This window comes from Enterovirga aerilata (genome assembly GCF_013044135.1).
Lineage (GTDB): Bacteria > Pseudomonadota > Alphaproteobacteria > Rhizobiales > Beijerinckiaceae > Enterovirga > Enterovirga aerilata.
Map to the genome: position 1 here is coordinate 39,006 of NZ_JABEPP010000005.1, position 19,106 is coordinate 58,111.

A 19,106-nucleotide genomic window follows, 5' to 3' on the forward strand; every position below is an offset into this window, starting at 1 on the left:
GATGACCGTCAGAAATCGAAGGCGGCCGACAGCACGAAGGTCCGCGGCGAGGCGACAGTCACGAATGTGCCCGTCGTGAGCCAGTAGCGGCTGTCGGCGACGTTTTCGACGTTGAACCGCAGCGTGACGGGCCGGCTGTCGACGGTCGTCGCGTAACGGACACCGAGATCGACCCGCGTCCAGTCGGGGAAGCGCAGCGTGTTGGCGGTCGTGAGATAGGCGCCCGACGTGTAGATGACGCGTCCGTTCAGGGCCAGCCCAGGCACCCAGGGCGTATCCCAGTCGAGCCCGGCCGAGACGGTCAGATCCGGCACGCCCTGGGCGTCGTTCCCACGCTCGAGCGGATTGGCCGGCCTGGTCAGCTCGGGACGCAGGAAGGTCGCGCTGGCAAGGGCGCGCAGGCCGGGCAGGATCTCTCCGAAGGCCGAGAGCTCTAGGCCCTGGTTGCGCTGCTCGCCGTCATAGGCGAGCGCATTGGCAGCCGTTCGGATCTGGGCGGGCCGCGAGATCTGGAACAGCGCGGCGGTTGTGGTGACCGTTCCCCAGTCGACCTTGATGCCGACTTCCTGCTGATCCGATTTGAACGGGGCGAGCACGGCGCCGGTGTTGCTGTAGCCGGGACCGACGACGGTGCCCTGGCTCAAACCCTCGGCATAGTTCGCGTAGATCGACACGTTCTGCCAGGGTTTGATGACGATGCCGCCGAGCGGCGACAGGGCTTCGCCTTCATAGGTGCCCGTCCTGACGCCCGTGGCGGTGCTGTAGGTCAGCTGCTTGACCCATTGCTGGCGGAATCCACCGGTCAGCAGCAGCCTGTCGTCGAAGAGCGACATCGTATCGGCAAGCGCGACGCTCCTGAACGAGATCTCGGTGGCTCGCCGCGGATCGATACGCGCGCCCGTCACGACCGGAAGAGGGGACGGATTGTAGATGTTCGATGGGACCGACTGCGCCGGCGTGTTCGCGACATAGGCGTTGCCGTTCTCCTGGGAGAAGCCGGTGAAGACGAGGTTCGCCGAATGCTTGATGAAGCCGGTGTCGAACGTGGCGCGCAGGCCGGCATTGCCGCTGACCGTGCTGCTGTAGGAATCGTAATAGGCGTTGATGAGCCTGAAATTGCCGAGCGCGTCGATGCCGCCCGGGAAGCCGGAGACGCGCGAATCCGGGAATGTCTGCTCGTTCATTCCCGCCCGGTAGCCGATGCCGCCATAGGCCGTCAGCCAGTCGGTCAGATCGTATTCGACGAACGAGGCGATCGTGTTGTCCCGCTGCTTGAGCTGAACTCCCGGATACCAGGTGCTCCGCGCATCCGGCGGACGAGGGATGAAGGGCACCGTCGACTGGATGGTCATCTGCGGACGGAAGTTCTTGGTGTCGTCGTTCTGAGAGATGGCGTCGAGGGCCCAGCGCAGGCGCTCCCCGCGGTAATCGATCGACAGCGCCCCCAGCCCGGTCTGCCAATTCCCGCGGTCGATCGTGGCCTCGCCGTTGCGGCCGACGCCGTTGAACCGGACGCCCCATTCGTTGTTCGCGCCGTACCGGCTGCTCGCATCGATATGCACGCCGTAATTGCCGGCGCTGATGAATTGCGGCGTTATCCGCGCGAATGGCACCTCGAGCGCACGCTTGGTGATGATGTTGATGCTTCCGCCGACGGAGCCGCCCGGGGGCATGCCGTACATGAAGGCGGCCGGCCCCTTGAGCAGTTGGATTCGCTCGATGTACTGCGCCGCCACGCGATTGGAGGAGATCAGCCCGTACAGCCCGTTGAAGCCCGTATCTCCGGCATTGACCTGGAAGCCGCGGATCTGGAACGTGTCGTCGAACCCGTTGGCGCCCGTCGTCAGGCGCACCGACGAATCGTTGACGAGCGTATCGGCCGCCGTCCGGGCCTGCTGATCCTCGATCAGCTTCTGCGTGAAGTTCACCGTGCTGAACGGCGTGTCGAGGATGTCCCGGGTTCCCAGCACGCCGAGCGAGCCGCCTCGCGCCACCTGGCCGCCGGCATAGGGTGGCGGCAGGTTGCCCGGGCGTCGCGCTGCCTCGCTGGATACCTCGATGCCGGGAAGGGTCTCGGCGTCCGAGGCCACGCCGGTCCGCGATCCTGCGGCTTGAGCAAACCGCTGGTTCCGCATCAAGGCATGAGCCTCGCCAGAGGCTGCGCCCTGGTGCATCCGAGCCACGCTTGCCGGGCCAACGGGATCCCGCGGCAGCGACCCGGCGGGCCAAACCGCCATATCATCCTGTATGTGCGCTGCCGCTGGCGACATCAGGAGGACACCTGCCAGCACGCCACCGGTCGTCGAGCGTGCAGCGGCCCTGACCTGGCCCAGACCGGAGATGACGGCGTCGAACCTTGCCTGCCATTGGCGCGGCGCACGGGCCCTGAAACGCGGTCCCATCTCGCCGTGAACGCGGTCCATACTCTGGTCTCCTCGAGCCGTTCGAAATGGCCGACCCCGCACGACATCTGCGTGAATTGGTGATCGAGCTGAAAATCGGCCGGAGCTCCCGTAGCATGTATCACCGAGGCTGCAAGTCATCGCGCTCCAATTCAAAATAGAATTGTTCTAATACAATTTAGTATGACGGTAGTCAACTTCAATCTCTGATTGAACAACTAGAAATATTATAATTCTTAGACTGGTATGTTCTATTTGACCGTGGCGGCACTGGCGGGGTTTTTTTTACCCGTCGTGGTTGAAGCAGAGCCGCGCGCCGGCGGCCGGATCGCCTGCTGAACCGGAGCTTCGTCGGCGTCTCGGCAAGGCGGGGCAGCCGACGTTCATGCGCACCTTGTCCGGCGCGAAGGTCTCGGCGAGCGGCCTGGTGAGGCTCACACCGGCGAATGTCGCAGCGGGTGGACCGGGCTCACATCGAGCCGACCGCGCGGGTCGAGATCCCGTGCATGTAGGCCTTCTGGGTCACGGCCGTCAGTGCCTTCTCGGCCGTGCGACGTGTTCCTTACGTTTGACTTACGAACTTCGTCAGCAGGTATCCTTCAACTGCCTCGGCACCGCCTTCGCTTCCGTAGCCGGAATCCTTGATCCCGCCGAAGGGGACCTCCGGCAGGCCCAGCCCATGGTGATTGATCGAGATCATTCCGCTTTCGAGCTCCGCCGAAATTCGAGCCGAGCGGGAGGAGGACGAGGTGTACGCGTAGGCCGCTAAGCCGAAGGGCAGCCGGTTCGCTTCGACAAAGGCCTCCTCGTCCTCTTCGAAAGACTGGATGAGCGCGACGGGTCCGAAGGGCTCTTCGTTCATCAAACGGCTCTGTACAGGCAAGTCGGTCAGCACGGTGGGCTGAAAGAAATAGCCTCGATTGCCGACGCGCCGCCCTCCGGTGCGCAGCTTCGCGCCTGCACCAACCGCCTCGCCCACGAGGTCCTCCATCGCGTGCAGACGCCGCTCATGCGCGAGCGGTCCCATTTCGACGCCCTGCTCGAGACCGTTCCCGACCTTGAGGGTACTGGCGTAGGTCACGAAGCCCTCGACGAAGGGCTCGAACAGCGTCCGATGCACCAGAAAGCGCGTCGGCGAGACGCAGACCTGACCGGCATTGCGGAACTTCTGGGTCGTGAGGACCGAGAGAGCCCTGGCGAGATCGGCATCGTCGAAGACGATCGCCGGAGCATGGCCGCCGAGCTCCAGCGTGGTGCGCTTCATGTGCTGGCCGGCGAGGGCGGCGATCTGTTTTCCGATCGCGGTCGATCCCGTGAAGGAGACTTTCCGAACGACCGGGTGAGGGATGAGATAGCCCGAGATCTCGGCTGGACGCCCGAATACGAGGCCGAGGGCGTTCCCGGGAACGCCCGCGTCGAGGAAAGCCCTGACGAGGGCGCTGCAACTCGCCGGTGTTTCTTCGGGGCCCTTGAGGATGACGGAGCAGCCGGTGCAAAGGGCCGCCGCGATCTTCCGCACGGACTGGCTGACGGGGAAGTTCCAGGGCGTGAACGCGACCACCGGGCCGACGGGCTCGCGCGTAACGAGTTGAGCAACGCCGCTCGCGCGCGCGGGGATCACGCTGCCATAGGTGCGGCGGCCCTCTTCTGCGAACCAATCCGTCAGGTCTGCCGAATTCATCACCTCGGTTCGTGCTTGAGCCAGCGGCTTGCCCTGCTCCCGCGTGAGCAGGACGGCGATCTCCTCCGAACGGGCTCTTAGCAGCGCCGCAGCCTTCCGCAGCACCTTGCCGCGCTCGAAGGCCGAGACGCGGCTCCACTCCTGGAACCCGCTCCGGGCCGCGGCGAGCGCCTCGTCGAGGTCGGCCTCCGTCGCGACCGGGAGACGTCCGAGTTCCGCCTCCGTCGCAGGATCTATGACGGGGAGCGTGTCGCCCGACGAGCTGGCCCGCCACGAGCCTGCGATGCAAAGGAAGAGTTCCGGATACATGCCGTTGTCCACCAGGAATGGGCGCGGCTCAGACGGCGAGGTCGGCGATGAGCCGACCGACCTCCGGTGCCTTGGGAAGCTGCCACAGGGCTTCGAGCACGCCCTCGGCCCTGCCGCGTCCGAGCAGCGGGGAGACGAGCCCGATGAACTTTCCGGCGAGCCGGTCGTCGGAGAGGGGAAGGTCCCGGGAGCCCAGCGCCTCGCCGAAGAAGCGGGTGTGACGTCCCTGGACAGTCTTCACCGTGACGCGCGCGGGCCGCTGTGCCGGATAGAGCGCATCCATCTCCTCGGTCGCGCGAACCCGGACCAGAGGCTTCAATGCGTGGAAGGTGTGATCCGCGAGATGCTCCGGAGCGAAATGCTTCAGCTCCACTGCGCCGAAGCGGAGGCCGAGGAGCAGCACGTAGGGAAAGCTCAGCTGCGCGGACGCGAAATCGTCCCAGCCGGTCTTCGCGTGCTCCGCCGCGATCGAATACGTCTCGACCTGGATCTCCGTCACGTCCTGCGGATCGAGCGCGTGGTCGCGACGGATCGCGAGGACGCCTTCCAGCGCCGGCTGAAGGTGCCGGCAGCATGGATACGGCTTGAAGTAGCAGTCGGATAGCCCGAACGGCTGGCCGGGAGGCTTCGAAAACGGGGCGGATCCGGGAAGACCGGCGAAGGACTGGCCGAAACCGTCGGAGACCTCGAGGACGTTGGGCGGACCGACGACGTCCGCTTGGGCCAGGGTCGCCGCCCAAAATCCCTCGCGCGCGGCATGCCCGGCATGGAGACGCTTCACGTCCGCACCCCCGCCGAGAAATGCGAATGTCCCGGCCGCGCTGCTTGAGGAAAGCCCCAGGGCAGCCTCAGTCCGACCGAGGGAGAAGCCGAGCAGCCGGGCGATCGCCGCCGCCGATCCGAAAGGGCCGACTGCGCTTGTCGGATGAAAGCCCCGTTGCCGCAGCTTCGGATGATAGGCGCGCGCGACGGTGGCGATCGTTTCATACCCGGCCACGAGCGCCGCCATGAACGTCTCGCCATCGACCGGCCGTTCCTGGGCCGCCGAAATCAGGGCAGGTACGACGGCCACACCCGGATGGACCGAACCATCCCGGAAGCCGTCGTCGAGCTCGAGCCCATGGCCGGAGATCCCCCCGAGATAGGCCGCGTCGAGCGCCGAGAACCGCTCCGGTCGGCCCGGCACGCAAACGCCCGATCGCGAAACCGGCAGGAGCGATGCGACGCGCTGCGACAGATCCGTGGATGCCCCGCCGGAGATGACGCCGAGCGTGTCGATGAGGTGGCGAAGTGCGGCCTGCTGCACGTCGTCCGGGAGATTGCTCCATCGGAGACGCGACACGAACGCAGCGAGATTCTTCGTCGGACCCGAATGGCTGCTTGGAGGCGCCTGCGTGCCCATCCCATCCCCCTCAGGGCAGCGATGCCGCAACGGCGAGCGCATCCACGGCGACAACACCGTCCCCCTCGGCCCGGACGATCAGGGGATTCACCTCGCACTCGATGATCTCCGGAGCGAGCACGGCCAGGCGGGACATCGCGACGATCGCTCTCGCGAGACCCTCCAGGTCTCCGCGCGGGCGGCCACGGTAGCCGGCCAACGCGTCGAAGCTCCTCACTTCCGCCACCATGGCGCGTGCCGTCGACAGATCGACCGGAGCGAGCCGGACACTGCGGTCGCGCGCGATCTCGGCGAGGACCCCACCAGCCGCGACCAGGACGATCGGGCCGACTTGCGGGTCGACCCGGTATCCGACCAGAGCTTCGCCCAGACCCTTGATCATCGGCTGCACGAGAATGCGGGGAGGCTCGGCGCCAGGACGGTGCGCCAGGACGTTCCGACGGATCGTCCGTGCCGCCTCTCGGACGGCCTGCTCGTCCTCGAGGTTCAGGACCACTCCGCCGACATCGGTCTTGTGCGGGATGTCGGCGGCAAGAACCTTCGCGACGGCCGGGTACGTCAGGCCTTTCGGTTCCGCATCGTCCTCCAGGACGATGGCGGGAGCGCATGTGAGGCCAGCTCTCGAAAGGACCGCATAGGCCTCGAGCTCGTCGAGATGGTTGCGCGGACCGGATCGAGGCGGAGAAACAGGCGGGCGGTCGGCGACGAAGCGGCGGTTCCAGACGGCGACGATGGCATCGGCGCAGGATTCCGGCGTCCTGAAAGCGGGGACCTGCCGCTCGCTGAGCCGGCCCAGCGCTTCCGGCGCCTCCGGCACGATAAAGGCGACGAGGCGCTTTCCCTCCCCGGCACTGTCGATGATGGGCTGGACTGCCAATTCGGGCTGGAATCGGGCCGACGAGCCGACGACAGCCACGACGAGATCGAATTCGGGAGCGGCCAGCATGACGTCGAGCGCTGCCTTCATGACCTCGTAGCGCGTCCCGGTCAGCGTGAGATCGACGATCCTGGCAGCGCCCGCCGAGACGCCTGCGGCGTTCAGCCGACGCAGCGTCTCGCGGGACGGAACGCAGGCGGAAACGCCGCGCAGCGCGAGCTGCTCGACGACCATGGCGGCGCCGCCGCCCGTCGTGGTCACCACCCCAACCGATATGGACCTACCTCGGGGGGCGGCCGATGGGAGCCGCTGCAGCAGGGGCAGTGCCTCGAGCAGTCCCTCGAAGGTCTCCACGCGAGCGATGCCGTGGGCGGCGAGGAACTCGACCGCGAGGTCGGTGTCTCCCGCGAGAGCCCCCGTATGCGATACGGCCAGCTCGCGCGCCTCGGCGGAGCGGCCGAGAAGATACGCTACGATGGGCTTGCCGCGCTCGGCCGCTCCCCGCGCGAACGCGGAAAGATCATGCCCGTGCCGGATGCCCTCGAGGAACAGGAGGTAGCTCCTCACGTCGGGGTCGTCGAGCGTCAGCGAGCAGATGGCGCCCATGCTCAGGTCGGTTTCGCTTCCGACGGAGACGAGACCGCTGAAGCCGATCCCCTTCGCCTTGCCGCGCGAGACGAGCGCGCCCATCAGGCTGCCGCTGTGGGACGCCGCGAATGTGGTGCCGAGCGGCAAGTCGGATTCCGCGAAGGCGGCATTCGCCGTCAGGGTCATACGGGAACGCCGATCGACGACGCCGAGGCTTCCCGGACCGACGATCCGGATGCCCGTCCGGGCGGCGATCTCCAGAACCCTGGCTTCGCGCGCGGCGCCGGCGGCTCCCGCCTCCGCGAACCCGTCGGCGAGGATGGTCGCCACAGGTATCCCCAGCCGGCCACATTCCTCCAATGATTCGAGGGCCGCCTCCGTGGGTGTAAGGATGAAGGCATGATCGGGACGCCGAGGCAGATCGGAGAGCCGCGCCCAGGCCTTCTCCCCGAGCACGGTCGCCCGGGCCGGATTCACCGGGAACACGGCACCGCCGAAGCCTGCCTGTCGAAGATAGGTGAGCGGGCGAGCTGCGGTCTTGGCCGGATCGTCCGATGCGCCGACGAGGGCGATCGCAGCTGGCCTGAACAGATGATCCGCCAGGCTGGCGGGTGCGGGATCAGGCGCGGACGGCATGTTTGTCCCGCTGGGAAAAGCTGCGCCCGAAGACGTGTTCGGCGATGCGGTTCTTCAGCATCTCGATAGAGCCGCCGGCGATCATCCATCCTCGCGTGCGTCTCAGGCAGTATTCAGCGAGGCTTTCCTGGCTGTATCCGGTCCCGCCCAAAACCTGGACGGCACCGTTCGCCACGTCGAAGCCGGATTGATTGCAGGCAAGCTTCGCGAGGGAGGTATCGGCTACGGAGGGAAGGCCGGAATCGGCCCGGGAGGCAGCCCGGTAGAGCAGAAGCTGAGCCGCTTCGAGCTTCAGGGTCATCTCCGCGAACGACCATTGCAGGCCCTGAAATTCGCAGAGCTCCCGTCCAAACTGCTTGCGCGTGGAGGCGTAGGTGCGGGCAAGCTCGTATGCGTGCCGCCCCAGCGCGAGCGAGCGGGCCGAGTTGCCGATGCGCTCGGCGTTGAAACCGCTCATCTGCCGCTTGAAGCCGCCCGGTCCCAGCAGGACGTTCTCAGCCGGGATCCGGCAATCTTCGAAGTAGAGCTGGCACCACTGCTCGCCGCCCATGAAGGTCGACGGCTGCCCGAAGGCGAGACCGGGAGTACCTCTCTCGACGATGACGGACCCGATCCCGCCGACGCCAGGACCGAAACGTACATAGACCAGGAAGATCGACGCGTCGGGACTATGAGTGGAGAAGATTTTCGTGCCGTTGATGACGTAGCCATCGCCATCAGCACGGGCCGATGTGGTCAGGTCGGTGGCTGCGGAACCTGCTTCGGGCTCGGTCATGGCCAGGCTGATGACGATCTCGCCGGCCAGGAGCCTGCCCAACCACCGTTCCTTCTGGTAAGCGCTCGCATAGGCCGCGAAGGTGCGCAGCGGCCCGAAGTTTCCCGCCTGCACGACATCGGCGCTGCGAGGGCAGACGGCCGCGACCTGCTCGATCGCGATCACGGCGTCCATCAGAGTGCCGCCCTGGCCTCCGTCCTCCACAGGGACCGTGATGCCCAGCAAGCCCTGCTTCGCCATCAAGGCGGCGACATCGAAGGGGAAGTGAGGATCGTGCGCCCGCCGCAGCGGCGCCGTCCCGCCGAGCTTGCTCTCGGCGAAGCGACGGACCGACTCGGCCAGGAGCCGCTGTTCATCGCTCAGATCGAAGTCCATCGGCTACCCGTCGCCTATCCGGAGCCGGTCTTCCGACCTTGCCGCCTCTGTCGCAACTGCCTATAGAGTATGCAGGCATAAACATAAGTAATGACACGTCCCATGTCTCACGACGTGACGCCCTTGAACCCGCTGCGTGTCTTCGAGGTGGCGGCCCGGCTCGGCAGTTTCACGCGCGCCGCCCAGGAGTTGTCGGTCACCCAGCCCGCAATCAGCCGGCAGATTGCCACCCTGGAGAATTACCTGCGCGTGCGCCTGTTCATGCGCGGACGGCAGCAGGTCGCACTCACCCCCGAGGGAGAGCGCTACTACGAACAGGTCGCCCCTGCGCTCGCCGCCATCGCAGCCGCGAGCTCCGACCTGCGCGCCCGGGAGCAGGAGCAACCGCTCCGGGTCCGGGTCTATCCGACATTCGCTGCCAAGTGGCTGATCCCGCGGATGGGCAGCCTCAGCGCCGCCCATCCCCGGCTCAAGATCAAGCTGATCAGCGCGGTGGCGCCCGTGAATTTCGGCCGTGACGACGTCGACGTCGCGATCCAACTAGGTCGTCACGAAGGCCCAGGCATCCGCTGTCAGCACCTGTTCACGGATGTGCTCCAGCCGGTTTGCAGCCCGGAGCTGCTCAAGCGCGGGCCTCCGCTTGATCGGGTGAGCGATCTGGCCGCCCATCGCCTGCTGCACTCCAAGTACCGCATGACCGATTGGGCGTATTGGCTGGAGGCCAACGGCTATTCGGGACCAGCGATGGCGGACGGGATGACCTTTCCGAGTTCGGTCCTGACCTATCAGGCCGCGATGGAAGGCCTTGGCGTCGCGATCGGTCAGGTTGCGCTTCTCGAGGCCGAATGCCGCTCCGGACGCTTGGTGCCGCTGTTCACGCCCGTCAAACGTGACCTGGCCTACCAGGCGCTGTGGCCGTCCAGCGAAGCCTCCAAGCGCGGATTGCGAACCTTCCTCAGTTGGCTCAAGTCGGAAGCCGCGAAGAGCCCTGCTCTCTCCGCTGCGGGCGGGGCAGCTACGCCCTGAGGAAATTCAGGATCACGGGCACCAGAAGATCCACGCCCTGCTCGGCCTCCTCCCGCGTGATCGTCAGCGGCGGTACGAGCCGGATGATGCGCTCAGCCGTCACACTGAGGAGAAGACCCGCGTCGAGACTCAGACGGACGATCTCGCTGCAGGGCCGGTCGAGTTCGATGCCGATCATCAGCCCCCGACCACGGATTTCGACCACTCCCGGCACCGACAGCCGCGACCGGAGAAGGGCCTGGACGTGATTCCCCACGTCCACAGCACGCGACGCGAGATCGTCCTCCTCGACGGCCTGCAGGACGGCGTTTGCCGCCGCGCAGACGAGCGGATTGCCGCCATAGGTCGAGCCGTGCGATCCAACGCCGAAGACATCCACGGCGGGCCCGGATACGAGGCATGCTCCGATCGGCAGACCTCCACCGAGCCCCTTGGCGAGCGTCATCACGTCCGGCACGATCGAACTGTGCTGGAATGCAAAGATCTTGCCCGTGCGCGCGATCCCGGTCTGGACCTCGTCGAGCATCAGGAGGACGTTGCGCGACCGCGCCAGCCGCGCGATCCGGTCGAGCACCGCAGGCTCGAGCGGGTGGAGACCGCCTTCACCTTGGATCGGCTCGAGGAGTATCGCGGCGACCGACGGGTTTGCGTCGAGCGCCTGCTCGATCGCCTCTACGTTCCCGAACGGCACCCGAACGAAGCCGTCGACGGGTGGACCGAAGCCGGCCTGAATCTTTGTGTTTCCGCCGGCCCAGAGCGTTGCCAGCGTGCGGCCGTGAAAGGCCTTTTCCATGACGACGATCTGCGGAACGACCTTTCCGTTCCTGTGGCCGTAGGCACGCGCGAGCTTGATCGCCGCCTCGTTGGCCTCCGCCCCGGAATTGGCGAAGAACGCCTTCTCCATGCCCGAGAGCCGGGCCAGGCGCTCGGCGAGCTGCTCCTGAACGGGAATGTGGAAGTTGTTGGAGACATGGATCACGCGACCCGCCTGCTCCGAAACCGCAGACACGAGTCGCGGATCGGCGTGGCCTAGCGTGTCGACCGCGATCCCGGCGAGCATATCCAGGTAGCGCCGTCCTCCTTCGTCGAACAGCCAAACGCCCTTGCCGTGCGTGAACGCAACCGGAAGCCGCTTGTGGGTAGGGATGAGGTTGGGATGGAAGAACGTCTCACCAGCTGCAATGGCGCGGGCCCGCTCGGCTTGCGTTTGGCTCACAACCTCGCTCGACATGCGGTAATCTCCGGGTGATTAGGGACGGCGTGTCAGGACGGGTTCGACTCGGGCTTGAACTGCGGATAGCAAGCCCTGCTAGCGTCGAGGGTCGTGTAGCCCTCCTCGAGGTCCCGCTCGATCGCGGCCGTCTCCCGCAAGGCTGGATCGCCGAAGCCGCCGCCCCCGGACAGGCGAAAGCTCAAGATGTCTCCGCGCCTGAGCATCACGGTCTCTTTCGATGAAAGGTTCCTGGCTTGCCCGTCCCGAAGCAGGACGGTCTCGCCGAGCTTGCCGGGTTTGCCACCCGCCAATCCGTAGGGGGCATGGACGTGACGGTCGCTCAGGAGCGAGGCCCTGGCGCTTGCGGTCAGGACTTCCACGTCCTTCCGGATGCCGCAGCCGCCACGAAACTGGCCCGCTCCTCCGGAGTCGGGGAGGAAGCCGAAATGCCGAATCCGTATCGGGTTCGCGCGTTCGTGCATCTCGATCGGGATGTTTGCGCAGTTCATCACCGCCGCGAGCGCTTCCGCACCGTCGCGAGACTGCATCGCGCCGTAGCCCCCCATGATCAGATCGTAGAAGATGAAGGGACGGCCCGTTTTCTCGTCCACACCGCCGATATTGGGATTGCTCCAGTGCGAGAACGCCGCGATCGCCTTGTTGGGCACCGCCTCGGCGAGGGCGCCGCTGATCGCCTCGAAGATGCGGACCTGGATTGTCGCGCGCCCACCGCTCGGGGCCGGAAAGGTCGGGTTGAAGAACGATCCTTCGCGCGACGTGACCGTGATCGGCCTGATCGCTCCATCGTTCTGCGGCAGGCGCGGATCGGTGAAGACCTTCACCGCGAAGAAACAATAGGCTCGTGTGTAGTTCAGATAGGAATTGATAGCCGCGCCGACCTGATCGCTGCTGTCCGAGAAGTCGAACGTTATGTTGCCGTCCTGCACCGTCACCTCGACGGAGACGCAGATCGGCTCCGTTCCCGGCCCTGCATCGTCGAAATAGTCGGAGAAGCGATAGCTCCCGGAGGGGATGCGCCGGATTTCTTCCCGGGTGGCGGCCTCCGCGACGTCGAGCAGGTGCTCGATCGCGCGGTCCATCGTGGCGGCCCCGTGCTTGGCGAACAATTCGAGAAAGCGGGCCGCGCCGATGTGGTTCGCGCTCTTCTGCGCCGTCAGATCGCCGCGCACGATGTCCGGCAGCCGCACGTTTCCCAGGAAGATGCGCAGGAATTCCTCATCGAACTCGTCGTTGCGAACAGCCCGCACGGGCAGGATCCGGATGCCCTCCTGGTAAGCCTCGGAGACGCCCTGAACGAGCTGCGAGCCCGGCGCCGCGCCTCCGACGTCGACATGATGCGCGATGCTGGCCACGTAGCCGACAACCCGATCCTGCAAGTGGATCGGAGAAACCAGATAGCAATCCGGAAAATGTCCCGAACCTAGCGCGGCATCGTTGAGGAAGATGCCGTCTCCCGGCCTAAGCGAACTCTCCGGATAGTATCGCAGTACGTGCTGCAGCACGAATGGCATTGAGCCGAGATGCCCTGGTGTGAAGTTCCCCTGGGCGACGAGCCGGCCATACCTGTCGAAGAGTGCCGTCGAGAAATCGTCTCCTTCCCGAACCGCCGCCGAGTAAGCGGAATTTCGGAGCGCCGTGCCCATCTCCTCCGCGATCGCGATCAGCGTGCTCGAGATCACGGATGCCGTAACGGCGTCGACCCGATCGGGGAGTCCGGCGTGGTTTGCGGCCGAGCACGACATCATGCAGCTCCGATCGTGATGAGGAGATTGCCTTGCCGGGTGACCTCGAGCCGATCTCCCGGCAGCACGACCGTCGTGGTCTCGGGTTCCGTCACGATGACGGGCCCGTCGAACACCGCTCCGGGAGCCAGCGCCGAGCGTGAGAAGATCCGACAGCTCACGAATCCGTCCGTTTCCGGGAAGTACACCTCGCGGGTGGTCGGATCGGCCGCGTCCATGGGATGTGTGGCGACGGATGCGCGCCTGCCCGGCGCGTCGGCCTGCCAGACGAGAAGCCAATCGATGGCCTCGATCTCGGAACCCGGAACCGCGGTCCCGTAGATCCGGCGATAGGCGGCCTGAAAAGCGTCCCGCGCGGCTGCGACGAAGGAGTGGTCGATCGGTCCGTCGGGAACCGAGACCTTCAACTCGAAGCCCTGCCCCTTGTAGCGCATGTAGATGGCGCGCTGGAAACTTCCCTGTGCGGTCAGATGGGCCTGCCGCAGGTCCGAACGCAGCTTCGCCTCCAGATCAGCGAATACCTCGCTCATTGAGACGGCGCTTTCCGGCACCAGAGGGAGAATCCGTGTGGTGAGCGCATCGAGCTTCGGCGCGGCGCGCAGAAGACCGAGAGCGGAGCCGACACCGGCCCCGAGAGGGACCAAGACCCTGCCGACGGACGCCTGCCGGGCAAGCCGGGCGGCGTGGAGTGGCCCGGCTCCGCCGAAGGCGATCAGCGTATAGTCGCGCGGATCGCGTCCTCTCTCTATGGAGATGATCCGGAGAGCGCGCTCCATGTTGTTGGTAGCCAGCGCGTGGATGCCCCAGGCCGCTTCGGTGACGGAGAGGCCAAGCGGCGAAGCCACATGGAGCTGCACCGCATTCCGAGACGCTTCTGCATCGAGCGTCATGGCGCCGTTGTTGAACCCGTCCGCCGCCAAGTATCCGAGCAGCAGGTTCGCATCGGTCACCGTTGGACGGACGCCGCCACGCCCGTAGCATGCAGGGCCCGGCCACGAAGACGCGCTTTGCGGACCGACCTGGAGCAGACCCATCAGCGGTTCGGCGATGCTGCCGCCCCCTGCCCCGATCTCCACCAGTTCGATGCTGGATATGTTCAGCGGCAGACCGCTGCCCTTCTTGTAATCGGCCGCGTCCACCTCGAATCCGGACACGATAGCGGGCTCACCATCGTCCACGGCCCCGAGTTTCGCAGTCGTGCCGCCCATGTCGAAGGTGAGGAGGTTCTTGAGCCCCTCATCCCTTCCGACTGCGGCGCAGAGCAGCACTCCGGCTGCCGGTCCGGACTCGACGATCCTGATCGGCATCCGGCACGCGAGTTCTGTCGAGATGAGCCCGCCGTTAGACTGCATGATGCTCAGGCTCGGGGTGATCCCGAGGTCGGCCAGCGACGCCTTGAGGGACGCGACATAGCGCTCCACGGCAGGCCCGACATAGGCGTCAGCGACCGTCGTGCTGGTCCGCTCGTATTCCCGGATTTTCGGGCTGACCACATGCGACAGCGAGATCCGAAGGTAGGGCGCGTGGCGCAAGAGCGCGTCCCGAACGCTCAATTCGTGGGTCGGATTGGCATAGGCGTGGAGCAAGCATACGGCCACCGCGTCGTAACCGCCTTCGGCAAGACGCCGTGCGAGCGCATCGAGCGCGGCCTCGTCCAGGGGCTCCACGATCTCCCCGTCGGCCCCGACGCGCTCCCTGATCTCGAAGATGTCCGACCGCGCCAGAAGCGGCTTTGTCCTGTTGACCGCGACCTCGTAGGTCCGATGCCGCTTCTGGCGCCCGATGATCAGGACGTCGCGGAATCCCATCGACGTGATGAGCGCCGTCCGCGCCCCCTTCCGTTCGAGAATGGCGTTCGTTGCGATCGTCGTTGCGTGCAGCACGAGATCGCATTCGTCCGGATCGAGCCAGCCCGCGTCGATGAGCTGGTGAAGGCCAGCGATCACCCCCTTGGCGGGATCGGGATAGGTCGTCGGGACCTTGAGGAAGGTTTGCTGAACGGCCCCAGCCTCGCTGAGCGCGAAATCGGTGAAGGTTCCTCCAACGTCGAAGGCGACTTGTCTGCTCATCTCGCCTCCATGATCATGCCGGATGCGCCGCCAGCCGACTGTGCCGGTCTGCCGTGATCTCGGCGACGCTCGACGCGCGGCCTCGACAGCAACGGGAAGCCGGCTGGCCCAGCGGACTTAGTCCCGCCCGGGGCGCCTCGGGCAACTGAGCAAAGATCATTGACGTATGCATTCCTGTTATGGGCGGCCGGTTTCGGCTGACTGGCCGTTCGTGTAGGAGAAGGAACTCGGAGCGCCGTGATGGGGCCAAGTGTTCGTCGAATCGTGAGTTAAGGGTCCGAATGCGCAAGAGGTTGCCGCCGCTTAACCCGTTGAAGGCGTTCGAGTCGGTTGCAAGATTGCGCAGCGTCACCCGGGCGAGCGAGGAACTCTCGGTCACGCAGGCCGCGGTCAGCCGCCAGGTCGTCGCGCTCGAGGAATATCTCGGCCTCGATCTGCTCACGCACCGGCGCGGACGCGTCGAGCTGACGCCCGCCGGGTTGAGATACTACAAGGAAATTCAACCGGCCGTGTCGCAGATCAGGGACGCGACAGACCGCGTCGCTTCCGGCAACGCCGAAAGCGTCGTGCGGATACTCACCTATCCGACTCTTGCGCAACATTGGCTCGTGCCGCGGCTTCCAACCTTCCTGGCGGCATTTCCGTCGCTTGACGTCCAGGTCATCACTCGGGTTCGGCCGGCCCACATGATCGAGGACGATTTCGATGTGGCAATTCTGTACGGGGCGGGCGTATGGGAAGGCTTGCGGAGCTTCAAGCTTATCGAGGATGAGATCAGCCCGGTCTGCTCGCCCGAGTTCGCCGAGCGGTTCGATCTCGTGGGCAATCCGGCCCGAGTGGCAGCCGCTGCCCGGATCGACGCGAACTACCGCCGCACGGATTGGACGGACTGGCTTCGGGGAATGCCCGAACGGGAGCTCGCCCCGTCGAGACGTCTGCGGGTGACCAGCTCGGAACTTGCGTATCAGGCGGCACGTACGGGGCTCGGCGTCGCGATGGGGCAGACTCGCCTGCTCGGGCGCGATTTCGAGCTCGGTCACCTGATGAGGCCGATCGAGCGGGTGGTCGTGCGCGAGGATGCCTACCATCTCGCGTATAGGTGTGGCGCTCAGCTGAGCGGGCCTGTCCTTGAATGCCTTGCATGGCTGAGGGCCGTCGCGCAGCCCGCGCGGGACTCGGCGGGCCCTACGCAACGCGACGCCTCGCCTGCCTGACGCGCCGAACCATACGCCAGGTCATTTGCGGAAGCAGGAATGTAATTTCCCCACTCCGCGACTCGGTTGCTACTCCTAGCGGGTCCTTCCGAGTGCCCCAATGTTCTACCGCCCCGGCTCCGACGACCACGGTCTCGCCCGCGACCCGTTCAAGGCTTGCATCACTCCGCGCCCCATCGGCTGGATCAGCACCGTATCTGCCGAAGGCGTCTGCAACCTGAGCCCCTACAGCTTCTTCAACGCCGTCTCCGAGGACCCCGCCATGGTGATGGTGTGCGTCAACGGATTCGAGCCGGGGCGCACGGACAAAGATACGGGCAGAAACATCGTCGAGACGGGAGAGTTCGTCGTCAACGTCTGCACCTGGGCTCTGCGGGAGGCCATGAACGCGACCTGCGCGCCGTTCGGGGACGGCGTGGACGAGTTCGCCGCGGTGGGTATCGAGACTGCGCCGTCCCGCCTTGTCGCGCCTCCCAGGGTCCGCATGTCCCCGATCGCTCTGGAATGCGTGCTCGACCAGACGGTGAAACTGCCGGACACGCGGAACGGGGGAACCAACACGATCTTCGTCGGCCGGGTGGTCGGGATCGAGATTGCGGACGATGTGATCTCGGACGGTCGTGTCGACATCGAGAGGGTGCAGCCGATCGGCCGGCTCGGCTACTCGCTCTACACCGTCGCTCGGGGCAGCGGCGTCTTCGAGATGCGCAGACCCAACTGATCCTTCGCGGAAGCCGGTGAGGGTTCTTCCTGCCAAGCCGTCATGCCCGCTCGAACCGTTCAAGACAGGAGCATCGTAATGAGAGCATGGAAATGCGGGGCGGCCGTTCTGGGAGCCTTCGCTGCGATGACGGTCGGAGCGGCCAGCGCAGCGTCGATCTCGGACGACGTCGTCAAGATCGGCGTGCTGACCGATGTCACCGGCCCGTACGGAGACGTGGTCGGCGAGGGAGCTGCCGCGGCGGCCCGTATCGCGGTCGATGATTGCCTGGCCAAGGAATGCGCGGGCATGAAGATCGAGGTCATGCTGGCCGACCATCAGAACAAGCCCGACCTCGGCCTGACGATCGCCCGTCGTTGGATCGACGTCGACAAGGTGGACGCCTTTCTCGACGTGACGAATTCCGCGATCGCGATCGGCGTCGCCAACCTGCTCAAGGGCAGCCCGCATGTCGCGGGATTGTTCTCCGGACCGGGCACGCCAAAACTGACGAACGAAGCGTGCGTGCCGAACGGGATCCATTGGATGTACGATACGTATTCGCTGGCCGCCTCATCGATTCGGGCTCTAGGGGCGACCGGCGCGAAATCCGTCTATTTCCTCGCAGCCGACTACGAATTCGGTCAGCAGCTGCAGAGGGACGCAGCGGACGCGGCGCAGACGAACGGCATCCGGGTCCTAGGCTCGTCGAGGCATCCCCTCAATACGCCCGACTTCAGCTCGTTCCTGCTCACGGCGCAGACCTCCGGGGCAGATGCCGTCGCATTCGCCAATGCCGGAAATGACACGATCAACGCCGTCAAGCAGGCGGCCGAGTTCGGTTTGACTCAGAACCAGAGGCTCGTCGCGCTGTTGATGATGCTGACCGACGTGCACTCCATTGGGCTGAGTCAGGCTCAAGGGCTGATGTATGTCACGGGCTTCTACTCTGACTTGAACGATCGTACCCGAAGCTTCACTCAGAAGTTCACGAAGGCTTTCGGTCGAGCGCCGACGATGACGCAGGCTGCAGCGTATTCCGCCGCCTATAGCTACTTGAAATCCGTGGCAGCTCTGAAGTCCGACGACGCCTCAAAGGTCATTCCCGACCTGCGCGCCAAGGGGATCGATGACGACGTCATACAGAGCGGGCGCATTCGCGCCGATGGGCGCCTCGTGCACGACATGTATCTCGTGCAGGTCAAGACGCCTACCGAGTCGAAAGCCGCCTGGGATTACGAGAAGCTGGTTCGTACGGTGCCCGGCGACGACGCCTTCGCGCCGCTCGAGAAGTCCACATGCCCGCTCGTAAAAGCAGGAAGGTAATTCACTCAGCTGGCAGGTGTGCTTCTTGATAGGCGTCAGCCGACGTCGTCGCTCATAACTGCGTCGAGCATCTACAAAGGTGGTCGACCTTGATCGCGAGAAGCTGACGTGAGCCCCTGTTCTCGTCCGCGAATGACTAGGATCCGGCGCACCATTGGGTCTGCCCCTGTGTGTGGTCCAGGGTCTATGCAAGTCGTTGGGCTTCGACAGCTTGGTTGGCGAAGGCGCTCGGGGTCGAGCCGCCGAGGGCCGGGTCCGGGTCAGGCCGCCTGGGCGGTCTTCATCCGGGTGGCGGCCGTCTGCACGGCCCGGATGATCTCGGGATAGGCGGCGCAGCGGCACAGATTGCCGGCGAGATAGTCGCGGATCGCCGCCTCGTCGGGGTCCGGGTTCTCCTTCAGCAATTCGTGCGTCATCATCACGAAGCCGGGCGTGCAGAAGCCGCACTGGAACGCGCCCTCGTCGATGAAGGCCTGCTGCACGGGGCTCAGCGCGCCGCCCTCGTCCAGGCTCTCGACCGTCGTGACCGACCTGCCGTCGACGAGCTGGGCGAGGGTCAGGCAGCCGGACACGGCGACGCCGTCGACCAGCACCGTGCAGCAGCCGCACAGTCCCTGCCCGCAGCTTTCGCGGGCCCCGAAGAGGTCGAACCGGCGCAGGAGATCCACGAGGTCCAGATGGCTCTCGACCCGAGCCGTGACGGGCCGGCCGTTGAGCGTGAAACGGATCTGGCGGGAGGTGTCGTCCATC

General features: G+C 65.7%; 13 protein-coding genes. 4 read left to right on the top strand and 9 right to left on the bottom strand.

Features of this window, described 5'->3' with window-relative positions:
* Positions 1-8: 8 nt before the first annotated feature.
* The 5 genes from HJG44_RS17355 to HJG44_RS17375 form a co-directional block, all read right to left on the bottom strand.
* The gene (locus tag HJG44_RS17355) at positions 9-2,174 is read right to left on the bottom strand and encodes a TonB-dependent receptor (protein WP_430395075.1); all 2,166 of its coding nucleotides are present in this window, start codon (positions 2,172-2,174) and stop codon (positions 9-11) included.
* Between the two features lie 790 nt (positions 2,175-2,964).
* Entirely contained in the window at positions 2,965-4,392 is a 1,428-nt protein-coding gene (locus tag HJG44_RS17360) for an NAD-dependent succinate-semialdehyde dehydrogenase (RefSeq protein ID WP_171219616.1), read from the bottom strand.
* A 28-nt stretch (positions 4,393-4,420) separates the two neighbouring features.
* Positions 4,421-5,836 carry an MmgE/PrpD family protein gene (locus tag HJG44_RS17365; protein WP_346767212.1) on the bottom strand — a complete coding sequence of 472 codons (1,416 nt, stop codon included), beginning with the start codon at positions 5,834-5,836 and terminating at the stop codon, positions 4,421-4,423.
* Positions 5,805-7,895: an acetate--CoA ligase family protein gene (locus tag HJG44_RS17370; protein ID WP_171219618.1), complete on the bottom strand. Its 2,091-nt coding sequence runs from the start codon at positions 7,893-7,895 to the stop codon at positions 5,805-5,807. Before HJG44_RS17370 ends, HJG44_RS17365 begins: the two co-directional genes overlap by 32 nt.
* Positions 7,879-9,045 carry an acyl-CoA dehydrogenase family protein gene (locus tag HJG44_RS17375; protein ID WP_171219619.1) on the bottom strand — a complete coding sequence of 389 codons (1,167 nt, stop codon included), beginning with the start codon at positions 9,043-9,045 and terminating at the stop codon, positions 7,879-7,881. Before HJG44_RS17375 ends, HJG44_RS17370 begins: the two co-directional genes overlap by 17 nt.
* 102 nt (positions 9,046-9,147) lie before the next feature.
* Between HJG44_RS17375 and HJG44_RS17380 the strand changes: the two genes are divergently transcribed.
* Positions 9,148-10,071, top strand: a complete 924-nt coding sequence (locus tag HJG44_RS17380; RefSeq protein WP_171219620.1) for a LysR substrate-binding domain-containing protein — start codon at positions 9,148-9,150, stop codon at positions 10,069-10,071.
* Here the strand turns inward: HJG44_RS17380 and HJG44_RS17385 are convergent.
* The 3 genes from HJG44_RS17385 to HJG44_RS17395 are packed head-to-tail and all read right to left on the bottom strand — an operon-like array spanning position 10,061 to position 15,116.
* Positions 10,061-11,302, bottom strand: coding sequence for an aspartate aminotransferase family protein (locus HJG44_RS17385; protein ID WP_171219621.1), 1,242 nt, complete (start codon positions 11,300-11,302; stop codon positions 10,061-10,063). The two genes, HJG44_RS17380 and HJG44_RS17385, sit on opposite strands and share 11 nt — an antisense overlap.
* A gap of 32 nt (positions 11,303-11,334) precedes the next feature.
* Positions 11,335-13,050 (bottom strand): hydantoinase B/oxoprolinase family protein, encoded by a 1,716-nt coding sequence (locus tag HJG44_RS17390; RefSeq protein WP_171219622.1) that lies wholly within the window; start codon positions 13,048-13,050, stop codon positions 11,335-11,337.
* Positions 13,047-15,116 carry a hydantoinase/oxoprolinase family protein gene (locus tag HJG44_RS17395; protein WP_171219623.1) on the bottom strand — a complete coding sequence of 690 codons (2,070 nt, stop codon included), beginning with the start codon at positions 15,114-15,116 and terminating at the stop codon, positions 13,047-13,049. The genes HJG44_RS17390 and HJG44_RS17395 overlap by 4 nt, the downstream gene beginning before the upstream one ends.
* A 281-nt stretch (positions 15,117-15,397) precedes the next feature.
* Here HJG44_RS17395 and HJG44_RS17400 point away from each other — a divergent pair, with 281 nt between their 5' ends.
* From HJG44_RS17400 to HJG44_RS17410, 3 genes are all read left to right on the top strand, one after another.
* Positions 15,398-16,330, top strand: a complete 933-nt coding sequence (locus HJG44_RS17400) for a LysR substrate-binding domain-containing protein (protein ID WP_281411539.1) — start codon at positions 15,398-15,400, stop codon at positions 16,328-16,330.
* Between the two features lie 100 nt (positions 16,331-16,430).
* Positions 16,431-17,051, top strand: a complete 621-nt coding sequence (locus HJG44_RS17405; protein WP_171219625.1) for a flavin reductase family protein — start codon at positions 16,431-16,433, stop codon at positions 17,049-17,051.
* Positions 17,052-17,177: 126 nt separating this feature from the next.
* Positions 17,178-18,356 (top strand): ABC transporter substrate-binding protein, encoded by a 1,179-nt coding sequence (locus HJG44_RS17410; RefSeq protein ID WP_246736338.1) that lies wholly within the window; start codon positions 17,178-17,180, stop codon positions 18,354-18,356.
* Positions 18,357-18,616: 260 nt separating this feature from the next.
* On the opposite strand, the gene HJG44_RS17415 is transcribed toward HJG44_RS17410, so the two are convergent.
* Positions 18,617-19,105 carry a (2Fe-2S)-binding protein gene (locus tag HJG44_RS17415; protein WP_171219627.1) on the bottom strand — a complete coding sequence of 163 codons (489 nt, stop codon included), beginning with the start codon at positions 19,103-19,105 and terminating at the stop codon, positions 18,617-18,619.
* Between the last annotated feature and the right edge of the window lies 1 nt (position 19,106).